Source organism: Mesomycoplasma neurolyticum (genome assembly GCF_900660485.1).
GTDB classification, from domain to species: Bacteria; Bacillota_I; Bacilli_A; order Mycoplasmatales; family Metamycoplasmataceae; genus Mesomycoplasma_A; species Mesomycoplasma_A neurolyticum.
Genome location: NZ_LR214951.1, coordinates 806,143 through 822,641 on the forward strand (window position 1 = coordinate 806,143; position 16,499 = coordinate 822,641).

Below are 16,499 nucleotides of genomic sequence, written 5' to 3' on the forward strand. Positions count from 1 at the left end.
TTTACACCTCTTTATTTTTTTTTATTAAATTGTTTTTGAATTAATTTTATTACTACTTTTAATGCATAAATAACTATACTATTACCTGCTTGTTGATACAACTTTGCTTTTGTTATATTTTTTATAGAAACTTTATTAAAATCTTCTTCATTAAACCCCATACAGAGATAGGCTTCTCTGGGAGTTATAAAACGAAAATTAGCTTTATTATTTAATTTTCTTTTTTGATTGTCTAAAATAGTGTTTTTCAAACTAACAATCCCACAATTAGGATTTCTATCTTGTCTTGTTGTTAAAGTTCTAATTGATTTAGTTTTTAAATTTAATTTTGGATTTTTTATATAAATTTTTTCTCTTGATTTAGTTCTTTTTGGTTGCGCTTCTATTGCTTCTTTTAAATAAACAGAATTTGTATAATCTAGTTTTAAAACATCTTGAATTTTTTGTTTTTCTTTTTTTATAGATTTAGGAATTTTTAAATCTAAAATTTCACCTTTTTCATTTGTTTTGCCGTTATAGTTTAAAATTGAAATCCCATAAACTCTTTTTCTTTTTTGAATCGAGCCATAATCAAAAGAATTTAAAACCAGAGTTAAAGTACTATAGTTTAATTCTTTTAAAGTTTTTAGCCAACTTTCATAATCTTGTTTATGGTGTTTATTTAACATTGCGGGAACATTTTCTAAAAGCAAAAAACCAGGAAGTTTATTTTCTTCCTGGAATATATTTAAAATTCTTTCGATTTCTCAAACTAAACCACTTCTTGAATTAGAATTTTTTTTCATTCCTTTTACATTGTTTTTTGAAGTATTGGCTGTTGAAAGATCTTGGCAAGGAAAAGAATATGTAAGTAAATCTACATTTCCTTTTTCTTTTAAAAGTTGTTGAATGTTTTGCTTGTTTATTTTTTGGATATCAACAAAATTATTTGCACGCTTTATAGCAAAATAAAGGTCTTTTTTTGTTTTATAATTTAATTTATTAATAATATTAGTAGCAGTTTTTCCATCTAAAGAGTGGTTGAAATTAGAGAGAAAATTATTTATTTCTTCTTGCGAAATCTCTCTCTCTCTCTCTCTCTTATAGAGTTATGAAATATTGCATCATATGCAATATTAGCATATACATCTCAATCACAAGTAGCTACAATTTCAAAATCAAAATTTGGATTTTCTTTTTTCAAAATTTCAAGTGCTTTGTGTTGTGCTCCGATTCCTGAAAATGTTTCAAAAACTTTTAATTTTTTCATGTTTTAAATTTTTACTCCCTTTTTTATTTATTTTTTTCTTACTTTTTTGATAATTAACAAAATTAAAAAAGGAAGAAATAATAAAAATAAAAAAGTTAAAATAAATCATTTTAAATACAATCTGTTAAGTTGATTTTTTTGTTTATCAAAACTATCAAATTGACTAATTTTTAGTCCAAAATAATGACTGATATCAATAATTCTTTTTTTTCTAATAATTGTAAAAATTAATCATATAATAAAAATAGAGCCTAGGATACACCCAATAATTGTGTAAAAATAAACTCAACTAGGAATAGAATTATTAATAATTTCTTGTGTTAGTTTTCATTTAGATAATCCATAAATAATCAAAGTAATAATTGTTGTATAAAAAGAAACAATAAAAGCTCATCAATTGTGATGCACTTGAGAAAAAATTAATTTTTTATATATTTTGATCATTACAAGTGCAGCATCTTGGTTCGCTGTTGCTTTAAATTTTTTAATTCCTCTATTTAATTCAAATAATGTAAAAAAACAACTTATTAATTTAATAAATAAGAAAGTCAAACCAATAATAGGCAATATTAGTCATGATCAATGAAAATCTAATTTTGTTATTTTCATAGCTTTGAATTGGTTTGTAGAAATTAAAACAACTAAAATAGAAATAATAATAAATAAAAAAAGATAAATAATTATTCTAAATAAAAGAAAACCTTTTTCATTATGAAATACTTTCAAAGCTTCATCGGTTTTTAAATCTAAATTTTCTTCTTTTTTAATTTCTGGTGCATTAATTTCATTTTCTGTTGTTTCGCTATTTAATGGCTTTATATTCATAAATAATCCTTTCATTAAATAAAAATACTTTTAAACTATTTGTCATCACTTTTTTTCAAAACAGCAAGAAAAGCTTCTTGAGGCACTTCAATTGAGCCAATAGCTTTCATTCTTTTCTTTCCTTCTTTTTGTTTTTCAAGTAATTTTTTTCTTCTTGTAACATCACCACCATAAAGTTTAGCAGTAACATCTTTACGATATGCTTTTATAGTTTCACGAGCAATGACTTTTGCTCCGATCACAGCTTGTACAGGAACTTCAAAATTTTGTCTAGGAATTGCTTTTTTTAACTTTTCAGTTAATTCTCGACCTTTGTTATAAGCAAAATCTTTATGCACTATAATTGAGAATGCATCTACTTTATCACCATTTAGTAAAATTTCTAGTTTTACTAATGGTGATTGTCTATAACCTATTAATTCATAATCAAATGTCGCATAACCTTTTGAAACAGATTTTAAGCTATCGAAAAAATCAAAAATTATTTCCACTAAGGGTAGTTCATATATAACATTTCTTCTTGTGTGGTCAATATATTCTAAATCAATAAAATTACCTCTTTTATTTTGACATAATTCCATAATAGCACCTACATAAACATCAGGAACAATTATTGTTGTTTTAATAAAAGGTTCTTCTATTTTTTCAATAAAAGTTGGTTCAGGAAATAAAGAAGGGTTTGATATTTTTACAACAGTTTTATCAGTTTTAAAAACATCGAATTCTACTGATGGTGTGGTAGCTATTAAGCTAACACCAAATTCACGTTCAAGTCTTTCTTGTAAAACTTCCATATGTAGCATACCTAAAAAACCTACTCTAAATCCAAAACCCAAAGCCTTAGATGATTCTGGTTCATAAGTAATAGAAGAATCTGAAAGTGAAATTTTTTCTAATGATTCTTTTAATAAATTAAAATCTTTACTATCAACAGGATAAAACCCTGTATAAACAACAGGTTTTAACTTTTTATAGCCTGGCAAAGCTTCTTTTGTAGGATTTTCCACTAAAGTAATTGTGTCCCCTACAGAAATATCTTTTGCATTCCTTATGGAAGCAGCAATTCAACCCACTTCTCCAGAAACTAATTTATTTTTCTTAATTTCTGCAGGTGTTTTAACACCAAGTTCAACAACATGAAATCTTTTTTTATTTGACATCAAATAAAAATGCTCTCCTACAGAAATTGTACCCTCCATAATTCTAACAAGTAGAACAACACCTTTGTAAGCATCAAAATATGAATCAAAAACCAAAGCTTTTAAAGGTTTAGAATCATCCGCATCTTGAGGATATGGTATTTTTTCAATAATAGCATCAAGAACCTTATCAATATTCAACCCTGTTTTAGCAGAAATTAAAATACTATCATCAGCCGGAATTCCAATGATATTCTCTATTTCTTTTTTAACATTCTCAGGATCTGCTGATGGAAGATCAATTTTATTAATAATTGGAATAATTTCCAAATTATTTTCAATAGCTAAATAAACATTAGCAAGTGTTTGTGCTTCAATACCTTGAGTTGCATCTACTAAAAGCAATGCACCTTCAGTTGCGGCTAATGAACGAGAAACTTCATATGTAAAATCTACGTGACCTGGTGTGTCTATTAGATGGAAAAGGTGATCTTTATATTTTAATTGTACAGAGTTTAACTTTATTGTTATTCCTCTTTCTTGTTCTAAATCCATTGAATCCAAATGCTGAGATTTTAATTCTCTTTTTTCAACAGCATTTGTTAATTCTAATATTCTATCAGCTAATGTTGATTTACCATGATCAATATGAGCAATGATGCAAAAATTTCTTATTTTTTTTTTGTTCATAATTCAAATAATTAACTAGTTTTATCAAATAAATAATAAATTAAAATAAACAGAAAATAATTTTTTAACTATTTTCTGTTTTTCTCTGTTTCAACTCTTTTCTCTTGTTCATCATTATAAATTTGTCTTTTTTCTTCGTGTTTTTTTACAATTGAATAAATTAAAAAACAAGATCCAGATGTAAGACCAACAATTAAAAATGAAAGAAAAATTCCATATAATCATCTATTTCTTCTAGTTCTAGAAGTTAATGCTTTCTTGGTTTAGCTTTTTTTTCTTTTGTTAAAATTTTTTCCATAATTTCACCTCAAAATTTTATTTATTTTTAAGAAATCATCATCAAAAAACAAAGAAGTTTTTTAAATTATACAATATAAATACTTTTTTAATATTATAATTTAAAATTGTACTTATAATATTAAGTAAATTTTATTATAAAAATTAAAAAAATTCACAATTTTATTATGAAATGAGGATAAAATGACAAAAGAATATAAAAATACATTAAATATGCCTTTTACTGAGTTTGAAATGAAGGCAAATTTAGTTGTTAAAGAAGAACAATATGCAAACTTTTGAAATGAAAATAAAATTTATTATAAAATTTTAGAAAAAAACAAAAATAATAAACAATTTGTTTTACATGATGGACCACCATATGCAAATGGTGACATACACATTGGCCATGCTTTAAACAAGGTTATTAAAGATATTATTGTTAGATATAAAAATCTTAAAGGTTTTTATTCACCTATGGTTTTTGGGTGAGACACACATGGAATGCCAATTGAAATAAAAATTTTGCAAAAACTTAAAAAAGACCACAAAGAAATGTCAGCACAATTTTTGAGAAGTGAAGCTAAAAAATACGCTTTAGAACAAGTGGAAAATCAAAAAAATCAATTTAAAAAATTACAACTTTTGACTGATTATTCAAAATTTTATATAACTTTAGATCCTAAATTTGAAGCAAAACAACTTGAATTATTAAAAATAATGGCTTTAAATGGATATTTAACAAAAGATTTAAAACCTGTTTATTGATCTCCTTCTAGTCAAACAGCATTAGCTGAAGCTGAAATTGAATACGCAGATCATAAATCTCCTTCTATTTTAGTTGCATTTAAAATCTCAAAGGGAAATAATATTGTTTTTGAAAATGAAAATTTAATTATATGAACAACAACACCATGAACATTGATTGCGAATTCAGGTGTTGCTGTAGGTAATGATATTGAATATTCTAAAGTAAAACATGATAAAGATATTTTTATTATTGCTCATGATTTAGTTGATTCAGTAGCTAAAACTTTAAAATGAGAAAATTACAAAATTACACAAACTTTCAACGGAAAAGAACTAATAAATGTGGAATATATAAGACCGATTAAAAAAGATAAATTTGGAAAAGTTGTTGCTGGGCATCATGTTGATATTTCTGTTGGTACAGGGCTTGTACATATGGCACCACTTTTCGGTGAAGATGACTTTTTAATTGGTAAAAAAGAAAAACTTGATTTCATTATGCATGTTGATGATGATGGAACACTAAATAAAGAAGCTGGCGAATTTTCTGGTATTTTTTATGAAGAAGCAAACAAAAACATTGGCCAATTTTTAGAAAAAGAAAAAACACTTTTAAATTTAAGTTTTATAAAACACTCTTATCCTCATGATTGAAGAACAAAAAAACCTATTATTTATAGAGGTACACCTCAGTGATTTGTTTCAATCAACAAATTTAAAGATAAAATTTTAGCTGAAATAAATAATGTAAAATTCCCTTATGAATGAGCCAAATTAAGATTAATAAACATGATTAAAAATAGAGGAGCATGAACTATTTCAAGACAAAGAATTTGAGGAGTTCCAATTACTATTTTTTATGATGAAAATAAAAACATAGTAATTAAAGAAGAAATTTTTAACTATGTAATTAAATTAATTGAAGAACATGGTAGTGATATTTGATTTTCATGATCAGTTGATGAGCTTTTACCTGAAAAATATCGTAATTTAGGTTGAACAAAAGAAAAAGATATTATGGATGTTTGATTTGACTCAGGTTCTACATCAATTGCTGTTGACATTGAAAACACTAAAAAGCCATTTGACTTATATTTTGAAGGCTCAGATCAATATAGAGGTTGATTTAATTCTTCAATTATTAATAGTGTTGTTTATAGAGGTAAAAGTCCTTACAAAGAATTATTAAGTCATGGTTTTGTTGTTGATGAAAAAAATAGAAAAATGTCTAAATCAATAGGTAATGTAGTGAGCCCTTTAGATATAATAAAAAAATATGGGGCTGACATTTTGAGGATTTGAATAGCAAATAGTGAATATTCAAGCGATGTCTCCTATTCAAATAAAATTTTTGATCAAAACATAGAAATATACAGAAAAATTAGAAATACTATTAGGTTTTTATTAGGCAATATCAATGATTATGATTACAAAAATAATATTGAACTTACAGGGATTCATTTATTAATTGAAGAAAGATTAAAAAAACTTAAAAATTCAATTATAAAAAATTATGATAATTATCGTTTTTTACTTGTAATTAAAGATATAAATAATTTTATTATTGATTTATCTAACTTTTATTTTTCAATTGCAAAGGACTATTTATATACAGAGGCAATTAATTCGCGAGAAAGAAGAATGTTTCAAAAAAACTTTTATCAAATATTAGAAACATTGACAATTGCATTGGCCCCAATTTTACCAACTACAACTGAGGAAGTTTATTCGTTCTTTAAAAAAGAAAATAAAAAAGAAAGTATACATTTAGAAACTTTCTTCGACTATGAAGAAATTAAAACTAATTATGAAGAACAGTGAAAAGAATTTTTCACACTAAAAGATGCAACTTACAAATTAATTGAAGAAAGTATAAAATCTAATTTAATTAGAAGATCGAATGAAGTGCATTTAACAATAAATAATCCAAGTAATTTTTTAAAATCTCTTGATTTGAAAAAATTATTAATTATTGGTAAAATTACATTTGGGAATGAATTGAAAATAGAAAAATTTAATTCTATAAAATGTGAAAGATGTTGAAATCACTTTGAACAAAAAGATATAATTAATGATATTTGTCAAAGTTGTGATAAAGTTTTAAAAGGAATCTAATAAAATGCAAAATTTATTAAAAAAAATAAAAAAAGAATGATTAAAAACTCCTATAAAAAAAAGAATAATTAATATTTTTGTTTTTTGAACTATTATTACTGTTGCATTGCTGATTGATCAGTTAACAAAAACACAAATTTTTACTAATGAAGAATTTAAATTAGGTTTTTTAAAAGAAAATGTACATAATTATGGAATTATAGGTTTTAGACCCGTTTTTCATAATGGTGTAACATCTGGCCTTCACAAATTTATAGGTATAAATGGAATACATTTTTTAAGTTTTTTATTTATGATTATTCTTTTATTTTTAAGTTTTTGAAGCGAGAAAATTATTTTTATAATTACATATGCAATATGTTTTAGTGGTGTTTTAGGAAATACAATTGATAGAATCGCATATGTTGATTATGGGGTTAAAGATTTGATTTTTTTACCTTGATTTGACACAGGAACATTTAATTTTGCAGATATTTTCATTGCTGTTTCAATAATTTTAGTTATTGTTGCAACTATTTTAGCAAATGTTAATTTTAAAAACAAAAAAAATAATATTCAAGATGATAATTCTGAAAAAAAATAGTATTTTTTTTGATATAATGCAAACATGAGTTTTGCAAGTGAAAAAGAAAAATTTTATTTAAAAAAAATTGTAGAAAATTATATATCTACAGGTGAAGCTGTTGCTTCAAAAACACTTAAAGAAGCTTATAATTTAAATGTTTCTTCATCAACAATTAGAAGTTTTATGCTCAATTTAGAAAAGAAAGGTTTTTTAGAAAAATCACATATTTCTAGTGGTAGAATTCCCACATTAAAGGCATATGAATATTATGCAAATGTTTTAGTGAATGATAATGATGAACATTGAGAAAATAAAATAATAAATATTTTCAATAAAAGAAGAACATCTATTGATTTCACAATTGAAGAAGCTGTGAATGCAATAAGTGAAATAACAAATTTAACAATTATCACTTCTACAAGTTCAGATGAAGAAAGAATAAGATCTATTTCATTGACACCTATTGATAAAAACTCAGGTGTAATTATTTTAGTTACATCAACAGGAAGGGTTGAAAATAAAACTATTAATTTTTCTAAATTTGTTCAAAAAGAAGATGTAAAAGTCGCAGTAAGAGTTTTTAATGAGAGACTTTACAATGTACCTATTGAGGAAATTGAAAAAATCATTAAACTTTTAGCTCCTATTTTATCTAGAGAAATTAAAAACATAGATTTTGTTATACAAACTTTTGTTCAAAACATTTTTAATTTTAAAAAATATTATAAATCTGAAGTTTTTAATAAAAATGATTTAATTTTATCTAAAGAAATTTCAAGAGAAAAAATAGCTGAAATTTTAGATTTAGTAGAAAAAAAATCTATTTGAGAATCTATTGAAGCAAAATACAATGAAAATAATAATCTTAAAATTAAAATAGATTCAAAAGAAACAGCATTTATTTCCAAAAAAATGAAAGATTTAGACGGTAATTTTAAAGAAATAACATTTATTGGTGCTCCCAAAAAAATAGATTATACAATGGTTTTAACAACCTTAAAAGTTTTAGAAAAATTTTTAAAAAAGAAATAATTTTTTAATTAATTAAATTTCGTAAAAATACATATGTAAGGATATAAAAAATGGAAAATACAATTAAAAAAGAACAAAAACAAAATAAAAAATCACAAGAAATAAAGCAAGAAAATACACAAAAACCTAAAGTAAATACAAAAAAAAGTTTTTTTAAAAAAAATAAAAGTAATATAGAAAACAAAAAAACAGAACAAACATCTGATAACAAAATTAAATCAACACCAAAAACAAAAGAAAGTACACAAATTGCTAAACTCCAAGCACAAAATGAAAAGTTACAAACACAATTAACATTATCTGGAATTGAAATTGAAACACTTAAATTTCAAATGGAAAAAAGTTTAAAGCAATTTAAAGAAAAAGTAGTCGAAATTGAACAGAAAGCAAAAGATGAAATTCAAAAACATAAAGATGAAAATTCATCAAAATTTGAATTAAAATCAACAGAATTAAAAAAATATGGAAATCAAAAATTCTTCGAAGATTTTATAATGGTGTTGAAAAATTTTGAATTTGCAATTAAAGCAGGTGAAAAACAAGAAAATATTGAAGTTAAAAGATATTTACAAGGTTTTTCTATGATTTACAAACAAATTGAAGGTTTATTTGCTAATTATGGTCTTGTAAAAATTGAACCATATATTGGTGAAAAATTTAATCCTGAAATTCATCAAATAACAGAAAAAAAACCAAATCCTAAATTTAAAGAATTAATTATTGAAATAAAAAGTTTTGGTTATAAGTTACATGATAGAGTGATAAGACCTGCTATTGTTGTTGTAGGTGAATAATTAAATGAATAATTCAAATTTAATTTTAAAAGCTTTAGAAGAAGCGCTTAAAAAATTAGATTATCCTGTTGATAATATTAGACTAACAAAATCTGAAAAATTTAGTGATTTTTCTTCCAATATTGCTTTAATATTGCAAAAAAAAATAAATAAGACAAGTTTAGAAATTGCTGAAAACATAAAAAACACTATTGATTATGATAAATTCTTAATTAAAAAAATTGAGATAGCAAAACCAGGTTTTCTAAATTTTTTTGTTAAAAATAATTTTTTTGTAGATGTTATAAATAAAATAATTAAAAAAAATGAAAAATATGGTGCTCAAAATCAAAACCAAAAGATAAATATTGAATTTGTTTCAGCTAATCCTACAGGTTTTTTACATGTTGGTCATGCAAGGGGGGCTGCAATAGGTTCAACATTAGCTAATATTTTAACTTTTACTGGAAATAAAGTTATTAAAGAATTTTATGTTAACGATGCAGGTAATCAAATTGAAAGACTTGCTATTTCTGTTTTATTAAGATATAAACAATTATTCGACCCTTCAGTAAAGATGATTGAAGATTGTTATATGGGTGAAGATATAATTTTTGCAGCAAAAAAAATAAAGCAAAAATATAATGATAAGTTTCAAAACAAAAGTATTGATGACAAAGAAATTATAAAAATTTTTAAAAATGAATCTATCAACATCATGTTAAAAGAAATTAAAAAAGATTTATCTGATTTTAATGTATTTTTTGATAGGTTCTCAAGTGAAAAAACACTATATCAAAATAATGAAATTCAAAACACCTTAAATAGTCTTAGTGATACATACATCGATAACAAAGCTCTTTGATTAAAAACAACTAAATACGGTGATGACAAAGATAGAGTTTTAGTAAAAAATGATGGAAAGTATACATATTTTGCGCCTGATATTGCATATCATAAACAAAAAATTAATGCTGATGGTGGAATTGACAAACTTATAAACATATGAGGTTCAGATCATATAGGTTATATTAAAAGGATGGAAATAGCTTTAGAAATTTTAGGTTTTTCAAAAGATAAAGTAAAAATTTTGACTTGTCAAATTGTTAGATTTTTAAAAAATGGAGAACTTTTTAAAATGTCCAAAAGACAAGGAACTTCTTTTACAATAAAAGATTTACTTAAAGTTGTAAACAAAGATTCTATGAGATTTTTTATGTTACATAGATCAGAAAATTCAGTTTTAGATTTTGACATCAATCTAGCCCTTGAGCAAAGCAGCAAGAATCCTGTTTTCTCAATTCAGTATTCATATGCAAGAATTTGTCAATTGCTTTTAAAAACAAATATACAGGAATTTTTAGCAACTTCTTTTGAAAATGAATTAGAATTAAAATTAATAAATAATTTAAAAATTTTTCCTGAATTAATTGATAAAATTTCAAAAAACTATAAAATTAATTTATTAACTGAGTATTTATTAAATTTAAGCAAAGATTTTAATACTCTTTATTCAAATACAAAATTTATCAATAATCCAAATGAAAAAAGCTTAATAGCTTTAGCAAAAGCTACACAGATAGTTTTAAAAATAGGATTAGATTTAATAGGTGTTTCTTCACCTGAAAGGATGTAAATTATGAACAATAATAATTATAAAATAATTAATTTAGCTGTAGAAATTTTACAAAAAAATGAATCTTTAGAATTTTATGAAATTTTCGATTATGTAAAAAAACATTTATTTTCAATTTGATCAGAAGATGAAAAAGTTAGAACTAATAGTGAAACAAATGCTTTAATTGAGAAAAAAATGGGTGAACTATATAAATTATTAACAGTAGATAGACATTTTATAAAAAATAATGATGGAACTTGAACATTAAATAAACACGCAGTTAAATAAAAAATGTATTGATATTATTTAGTGTTTTCTATTTTATATTTTGTAATTATTTTTTTAATACAAAAATATTACAAAATACGCAGTAAAAAAATGTTAAGCAAAGAAAATATTTTTTTTCATGAAAAAACAATAATCCATTGAATATCAAAAAGTATTAAAATTTACTTTTTAAACCCAAATATTTATGTAAAAGCTTTTGCTTTTACCACAACAGCTATTTTTCTTTTTTTAGAATATAAATATGGTTGAAAAACAGCGATTATTTTTAGCAATTTTTTAAATAAAGTTTATTTTTTATTTTTTAAAGAAGAAAATGCAATTATAAAACAAAGTTGAAATTGAGATAAAAACAGTGCAACTAGTTTTTTGTTGTATTTAATTTTTTCTAAAATGCTGCATATTTTTATTGTGTTTTGTACAATTTTTATTATAAATTTTTTAGAAATTATTTTTTTAAAAAAAGAAAAAATTTTCTTTTTAAAAAATAAATTATTTTTATTTTTTAAAAATTTATTTTATTTAATTTTTTATTTATTTTTCCTCTTTTTAATTAGAAAGACCGTTTCTGTTTTAGGTTTAAATTATGAACTATGAATGTTTTTATATTTAATTTTTTTTCTTCTTTTAATTTTATTTTGATTTTTTATAGTTTACACTATTGCTTTTATTTGATATAAAATTATTTTTAGAAAAAAAATGAGTTATTGACAAACTAAAAAGTTAATAATAAACGATGATGAATTAAAACCTATTTTAGTTTTTAAAAATTTTGAAATTATAAAAGAATATCAACAAAACGAAAAAGAACTAAAAAAATATTGAAAAATAATGAAAACAAAATATAAAAGTAAAACAAGTTTTACTACTTATTTTTTAATTAAGCAACAAATAAAAACATTTAGAAAGTTTTATTTTTTAGTAAAACTCATTAAAATTAAAACATTATTTAAAATATAAATTTTTAAATTTTTCACTTTTTTAATATAATTAAAAATACTATGGAAACTTCAATGTATAATTCACTGCTTACAATCAAAAATAAATATAAAGAATTAAATAATTTGTTGTTAGAACCTAAAATTTTAAACGATATAAAAAAATATACTCAAATTAACAAAGAAATTGCATCAATAAAAAATATTGTTGAAAAATTTGATAAATATCTTGAATATGAGAAAAACAACAAAGAAGCAAAATTATTGCTAAATGAAAAAGACAATGAGATAGTAGAGTTTGCTAAATCAGAAATTGCTTTCACAGAAGAACAAATGCCAATTCTTGAAAAAGAATTGGTTATTTTGCTTTTACCCAAAGATAAAAATGATGATAAAAATGTTATTATTGAAATTAGAGGTGCAGCTGGCGGTGACGAAGCCAATATTTTTGCGGGTGATTTATTTAAAATGTATTCAAAATGAGCTGATAACAATGGTATGAAAGTTAAAGTTTTAGATTCAACTTTTGCTAATTCTGGTGGTTTTACTCAAATTGTTTTTTTAGTAGAAGGTGAAAATGTTTATTCCAAACTTAAATTTGAATCTGGTGTTCACAGAGTTCAAAGAATACCTGAAACAGAAACTCAAGGAAGAGTTCATACATCAACAGCTACAGTAACAGTTATGCCAGAAGCTGATGAAAATGTGGAAATAGAAATTAACCCTAGTGAAATTAGAGTTGACACATATAGATCTTCAGGCGCGGGTGGGCAATCTGTTAATACTACAGATTCAGCTGTAAGAATAACACATATTCCAACAGGAGTAGTAGCAACTTCACAAGATGGTCGTAGTCAAATTGCAAACAAAGAGCAAGCTATGAAAATACTAAAATCTAGACTTTATGATTTAGAAATAAAAAAAATACAAGAGCAAGAAGATCATTTTAGAAAATTAGCAGGTTCAGGTGCTAGAAGTGAAAAAATAAGAACATATAATTATCCACAAGATAGGGTTACTGATCATAGAATTGCATATTCATCATCATTAAAAATAGTAATGTCTGGGCAACTTAATTCAATTATAGATAGTTTATTAAGCGAAGAACAAGCAGAAAAAATTCAAAATGCAGGATTATAAAATTAGAAAAGATGCTTTATTACATGAAAAATTAAGAAATAATTTGCCACTAACCATAAGTAATAAAGAAGAAAAATTATTAAATAGTGACATACCTATTCAAAAGATTATAGGTTTTGTAGAAATGCAAAATGTAAAAATACAAGTTAATAGGCATGTTTTAATACCTAGGTATGAAACAGAAGAGTTAATTTTAAAAACATATGAATTTGTCAATAAAAATTCATATGTTCTAGATTTATGTTCTGGCAGTGGTTTTATAGGTATTGCAATTGCTAAAAATAAAAAATGCAATGTTGTTTTAAGTGATATTGATTATGAAGCTATTTCTCAATCACATATCAACAAAATAATAAACCAGGTTGATAATATTGAAATAATAACATCAGATTTATTTGAAAATTTAGGACAAAAAAAATTTGATGTTATTGTATCAAACCCCCCATATTTACAAAAACAATATACAATAAATATTTCTGTTTTAAATCATGAGCCTAAAAAGGCTTTATTTGCAGATGATAAAGGCAATTATTTTTATAAAAAAATTATTAATTTAGCACCTTTTTTTCTTAAACCAAAAGGAATTTTAATATTTGAAATATCACCTTCAAATGTATTTTTTTTTAAGGCACTCACTTATTTAAATATTGAAATTCACAAAGATATAAACGGTAAAGAAAGAATTGTAGTAATTAAATTTTAATTTTTTTTATTTTTTTTTGAAAAAATAGTGTATAATAATATGGATTTGCGAGTGTAGTTTAATGGTAGAACTTCAGCCTTCCAAGCTGATTGTGAGGGTTCGATTCCCTTCACTCGCTCCATATCAATTTATTGACCAAAGCAACATTGTTGCTTTTTTTTTTTTTTTTGGAATATAATTATTTTATTGTGAAAGTAAAAAAAAATAATATATATAATTTTTTAATATTAAATCAAATTCAATATCATATCCCAGTTTATCAAAGAAACTATGATTGAAATGAAAAGGAATGTCAAGATCTTTTTGATGATATATTAGAAATAAATACTTATAAAAAAAATCATTTTTTAGGAACCTTAATTTTAATTGAAGAAAATACAGATAGTTATTTTAAACATTTTTCTATAGTTGATGGTCAGCAAAGAATAACAACTATTTATTTATTATTAAAAGTTATTCTCGATCTTTTAGAAAAAAATAGTGAAAATACAAACAATCAACAAAATTTACAAGATAAAATTAAAGATTTACTTTTTAATAATCAATATAAAAATGAAAATAAATTAAAATTAAAACCTATTTTACTTGATAATGAACATTTGTTAAAGTTAATGCAATCAAACGAACCTGCAATAAATCTAAATTCTAATATATTTAGAAATTACAATTTTTTTAAAAATTGATTTTTAAAAAAAGAAAAAAACATTTCAAGAATTGAAATAGCTAAAAAAATTTTACAAAATTTAAAAAATCTTGATGTTGTTGTTATTGAATTAGATAAAAAAGAAGACGATCAAAATGAAATTTTTGAAAGAATTAATTCAACAGGGAAAGAATTATCTCTTTCTGATTTGGTAAGAAATTTTTTATTAACAGGAATAAATACAGATAATCAAATAGAATATGAGAATTATTGAACACCTATGGAAAACTCATTAAAAAAAGATAATTTGCTAGATGAATATATCTGATCTTTTTTATATTTCGACGAAACATTAGTTGCAAATGAGGCTAGAGTAGGTAAAGAAGATAAAAAATTTTGATATAAAATTTTTAAAAGATATGCAAAAAATAAATCAAAATTTGGAATTTTAAGAAATTTACATAAATTTTCTGAATATTTTTTGGCAATAAAAAAAGGAAGTAATATTTTCCCAACTATTGTAAATACTTTATTAAACAAATTCACTTTTATTGCCCCAATAGAGTCGTTCCCATTAATTTATTTTATTTTGAAGGATTATGAAGAAGAGAAAATTAATTTAACAACATTAACAAATGCTTTAAAATATTTTATTAATTATTTTGTTAGACGTTTTATTGTTAAAACAGGAAAACCAACTTACAATGAATTATTTAGAAATTTTTATTCAAGCGCTTTTCAAGACACAATAATAAATGATGATAACTATTTGCCTTGTTTAGTTAAAGAAATGGAAAAACAAGAAAAATTATCTACATACAAAATGCCATCATTTGCAGAAGTAGAAAATGCTTTGTTAAACCACCAAAAAATTAATGATAAAAACAAAACAACGTGAGGTTTATCACTTTTATTAATAGCAGAAAAAGGTTTTTCAGAGTGAGCAGAAAGTAATATAAATTTATATTTTCAAGAAAAAGACATATCATTTTTTGTAGAACCTATTTTTTTCTTTGATAAAAAAAAGAATCACAACTATTATGAACAAATTATCAACAATAATAACTATGGTTTGTTAGGAAACTGAATGATTTTAGAAATTATAGCTTCTTTAAAAATAAAAAATAACATAAAAAAAATGACTTTCGACGAAAAGCAAGAATTTATAAGTGAATCTACTTTTTTTGAAACAAATAAATACATACTAGAACAAAAAACATTTAGTGAGAATGAAATTCAAGAAAGAAACAAATATTTAGCAAAAAAAGTTAGTGAAAATTTAAAAAATAATTTGAATTATATAACTGGAAAAGAAGAGAAAATATTGCTTTATCCAGAAAAACAAAATTTAATAATTGAAAAACAAAATTCTTTTTTACTTTATGAACTAGGGGATGTGACATTTAGTAAACCATATAAAATTTCACTTTTAAATAATGAAATGCAAATAAATAGCTGAGCTAACTTATTTTTGTGTATTGTAAATAAAATATATTCATTTATGAAAGAAAATATTTTAAATTTAGAATTGTCTTTTATATCAGACAGACCAATTTTTGAAGAATATCAAGCAATAGACAATAAAATCTTTATCAACACTAGAAAAAAATCAGCACAAAACATTATTTCACTAATCAAACAAATTAATTCAAAATTACCTATGCCTATTTTAAATGAACTGAGAATTTGAATTACAAAAACTTCTAAATAAACCAAAAAAACAGTAATATCATTCAATACTACTGTTTTTTTGTTGTT

At 23.1% G+C, this 16,499-nt stretch carries 14 protein-coding genes and 1 tRNA gene; 11 read left to right on the plus strand and 4 right to left on the minus strand.

Annotated features, from left to right (window positions below; translation table 4 throughout):
* Positions 1 to 11: 11 nt before the first annotated feature.
* The 4 genes from EXC65_RS03210 to lepA are packed head-to-tail and all read right to left on the minus strand — an operon-like array spanning position 12 to position 3,903.
* A complete protein-coding gene (locus EXC65_RS03210; protein WP_129720053.1) occupies positions 12 to 1,061 on the minus strand; it encodes a DNA cytosine methyltransferase in 1,050 nt (349 codons plus the stop codon).
* Complete coding sequence (locus tag EXC65_RS03215) at positions 1,043 to 1,249, minus strand: DNA cytosine methyltransferase (RefSeq protein WP_129720054.1); 207 nt, start codon at positions 1,247 to 1,249, stop codon at positions 1,043 to 1,045. Before EXC65_RS03215 ends, EXC65_RS03210 begins: the two co-directional genes overlap by 19 nt.
* A gap of 27 nt (positions 1,250 to 1,276) precedes the next feature.
* Complete coding sequence (locus tag EXC65_RS03220) at positions 1,277 to 2,074, minus strand: MSC_0882 family membrane protein (protein WP_129720055.1); 798 nt, start codon at positions 2,072 to 2,074, stop codon at positions 1,277 to 1,279.
* A gap of 35 nt (positions 2,075 to 2,109) precedes the next feature.
* Positions 2,110 to 3,903: a translation elongation factor 4 gene (gene lepA, locus EXC65_RS03225; RefSeq protein WP_129720056.1), complete on the minus strand. Its 1,794-nt coding sequence runs from the start codon at positions 3,901 to 3,903 to the stop codon at positions 2,110 to 2,112.
* A 480-nt stretch (positions 3,904 to 4,383) separates the two neighbouring features.
* Between lepA and ileS the strand changes: the two genes are divergently transcribed.
* The 11 genes from ileS (at position 4,384) to EXC65_RS03280 (ending at position 16,452) form a co-directional block, all read left to right on the plus strand.
* The gene (gene ileS / locus EXC65_RS03230) at positions 4,384 to 7,044 is read left to right on the plus strand and encodes an isoleucine--tRNA ligase (RefSeq protein ID WP_129720057.1); all 2,661 of its coding nucleotides are present in this window, start codon (positions 4,384 to 4,386) and stop codon (positions 7,042 to 7,044) included.
* Positions 7,045 to 7,048: 4 nt separating this feature from the next.
* A complete protein-coding gene (locus tag EXC65_RS03235) occupies positions 7,049 to 7,627 on the plus strand; it encodes a signal peptidase II (RefSeq protein ID WP_129720058.1) in 579 nt (192 codons plus the stop codon).
* 24 nt (positions 7,628 to 7,651) lie between these two features.
* Positions 7,652 to 8,641, plus strand: a complete 990-nt coding sequence (hrcA, locus tag EXC65_RS03240; RefSeq protein WP_129720059.1) for a heat-inducible transcriptional repressor HrcA — start codon at positions 7,652 to 7,654, stop codon at positions 8,639 to 8,641.
* A gap of 50 nt (positions 8,642 to 8,691) precedes the next feature.
* On the plus strand, positions 8,692 to 9,435 hold the full coding sequence (locus EXC65_RS03245; RefSeq protein WP_129720060.1) for a nucleotide exchange factor GrpE: 744 nt from the start codon (positions 8,692 to 8,694) through the stop codon (positions 9,433 to 9,435).
* A gap of 4 nt (positions 9,436 to 9,439) precedes the next feature.
* Positions 9,440 to 11,050 (plus strand): arginine--tRNA ligase, encoded by a 1,611-nt coding sequence (gene argS, locus EXC65_RS03250; RefSeq protein ID WP_129720061.1) that lies wholly within the window; start codon positions 9,440 to 9,442, stop codon positions 11,048 to 11,050.
* A gap of 3 nt (positions 11,051 to 11,053) precedes the next feature.
* On the plus strand, positions 11,054 to 11,320 hold the full coding sequence (rpoE, locus tag EXC65_RS03255; RefSeq protein ID WP_129720062.1) for a DNA-directed RNA polymerase subunit delta: 267 nt from the start codon (positions 11,054 to 11,056) through the stop codon (positions 11,318 to 11,320).
* A 90-nt stretch (positions 11,321 to 11,410) separates the two neighbouring features.
* Positions 11,411 to 12,277 carry a hypothetical protein gene (locus EXC65_RS03260; RefSeq protein WP_129720063.1) on the plus strand — a complete coding sequence of 289 codons (867 nt, stop codon included), beginning with the start codon at positions 11,411 to 11,413 and terminating at the stop codon, positions 12,275 to 12,277.
* Positions 12,278 to 12,318: 41 nt separating this feature from the next.
* Positions 12,319 to 13,395: a peptide chain release factor 1 gene (gene prfA, locus EXC65_RS03265; protein WP_129720064.1), complete on the plus strand. Its 1,077-nt coding sequence runs from the start codon at positions 12,319 to 12,321 to the stop codon at positions 13,393 to 13,395.
* Positions 13,382 to 14,098, plus strand: coding sequence for a peptide chain release factor N(5)-glutamine methyltransferase (prmC, locus tag EXC65_RS03270; RefSeq protein ID WP_129720065.1), 717 nt, complete (start codon positions 13,382 to 13,384; stop codon positions 14,096 to 14,098). The genes prfA and prmC overlap by 14 nt, the downstream gene beginning before the upstream one ends.
* A gap of 47 nt (positions 14,099 to 14,145) precedes the next feature.
* Positions 14,146 to 14,219 (plus strand) — tRNA-Gly (locus EXC65_RS03275).
* A gap of 67 nt (positions 14,220 to 14,286) precedes the next feature.
* Entirely contained in the window at positions 14,287 to 16,452 is a 2,166-nt protein-coding gene (locus EXC65_RS03280) for a DUF262 domain-containing protein (protein ID WP_165001345.1), read from the plus strand.
* Positions 16,453 to 16,499 lie beyond the last annotated feature (47 nt).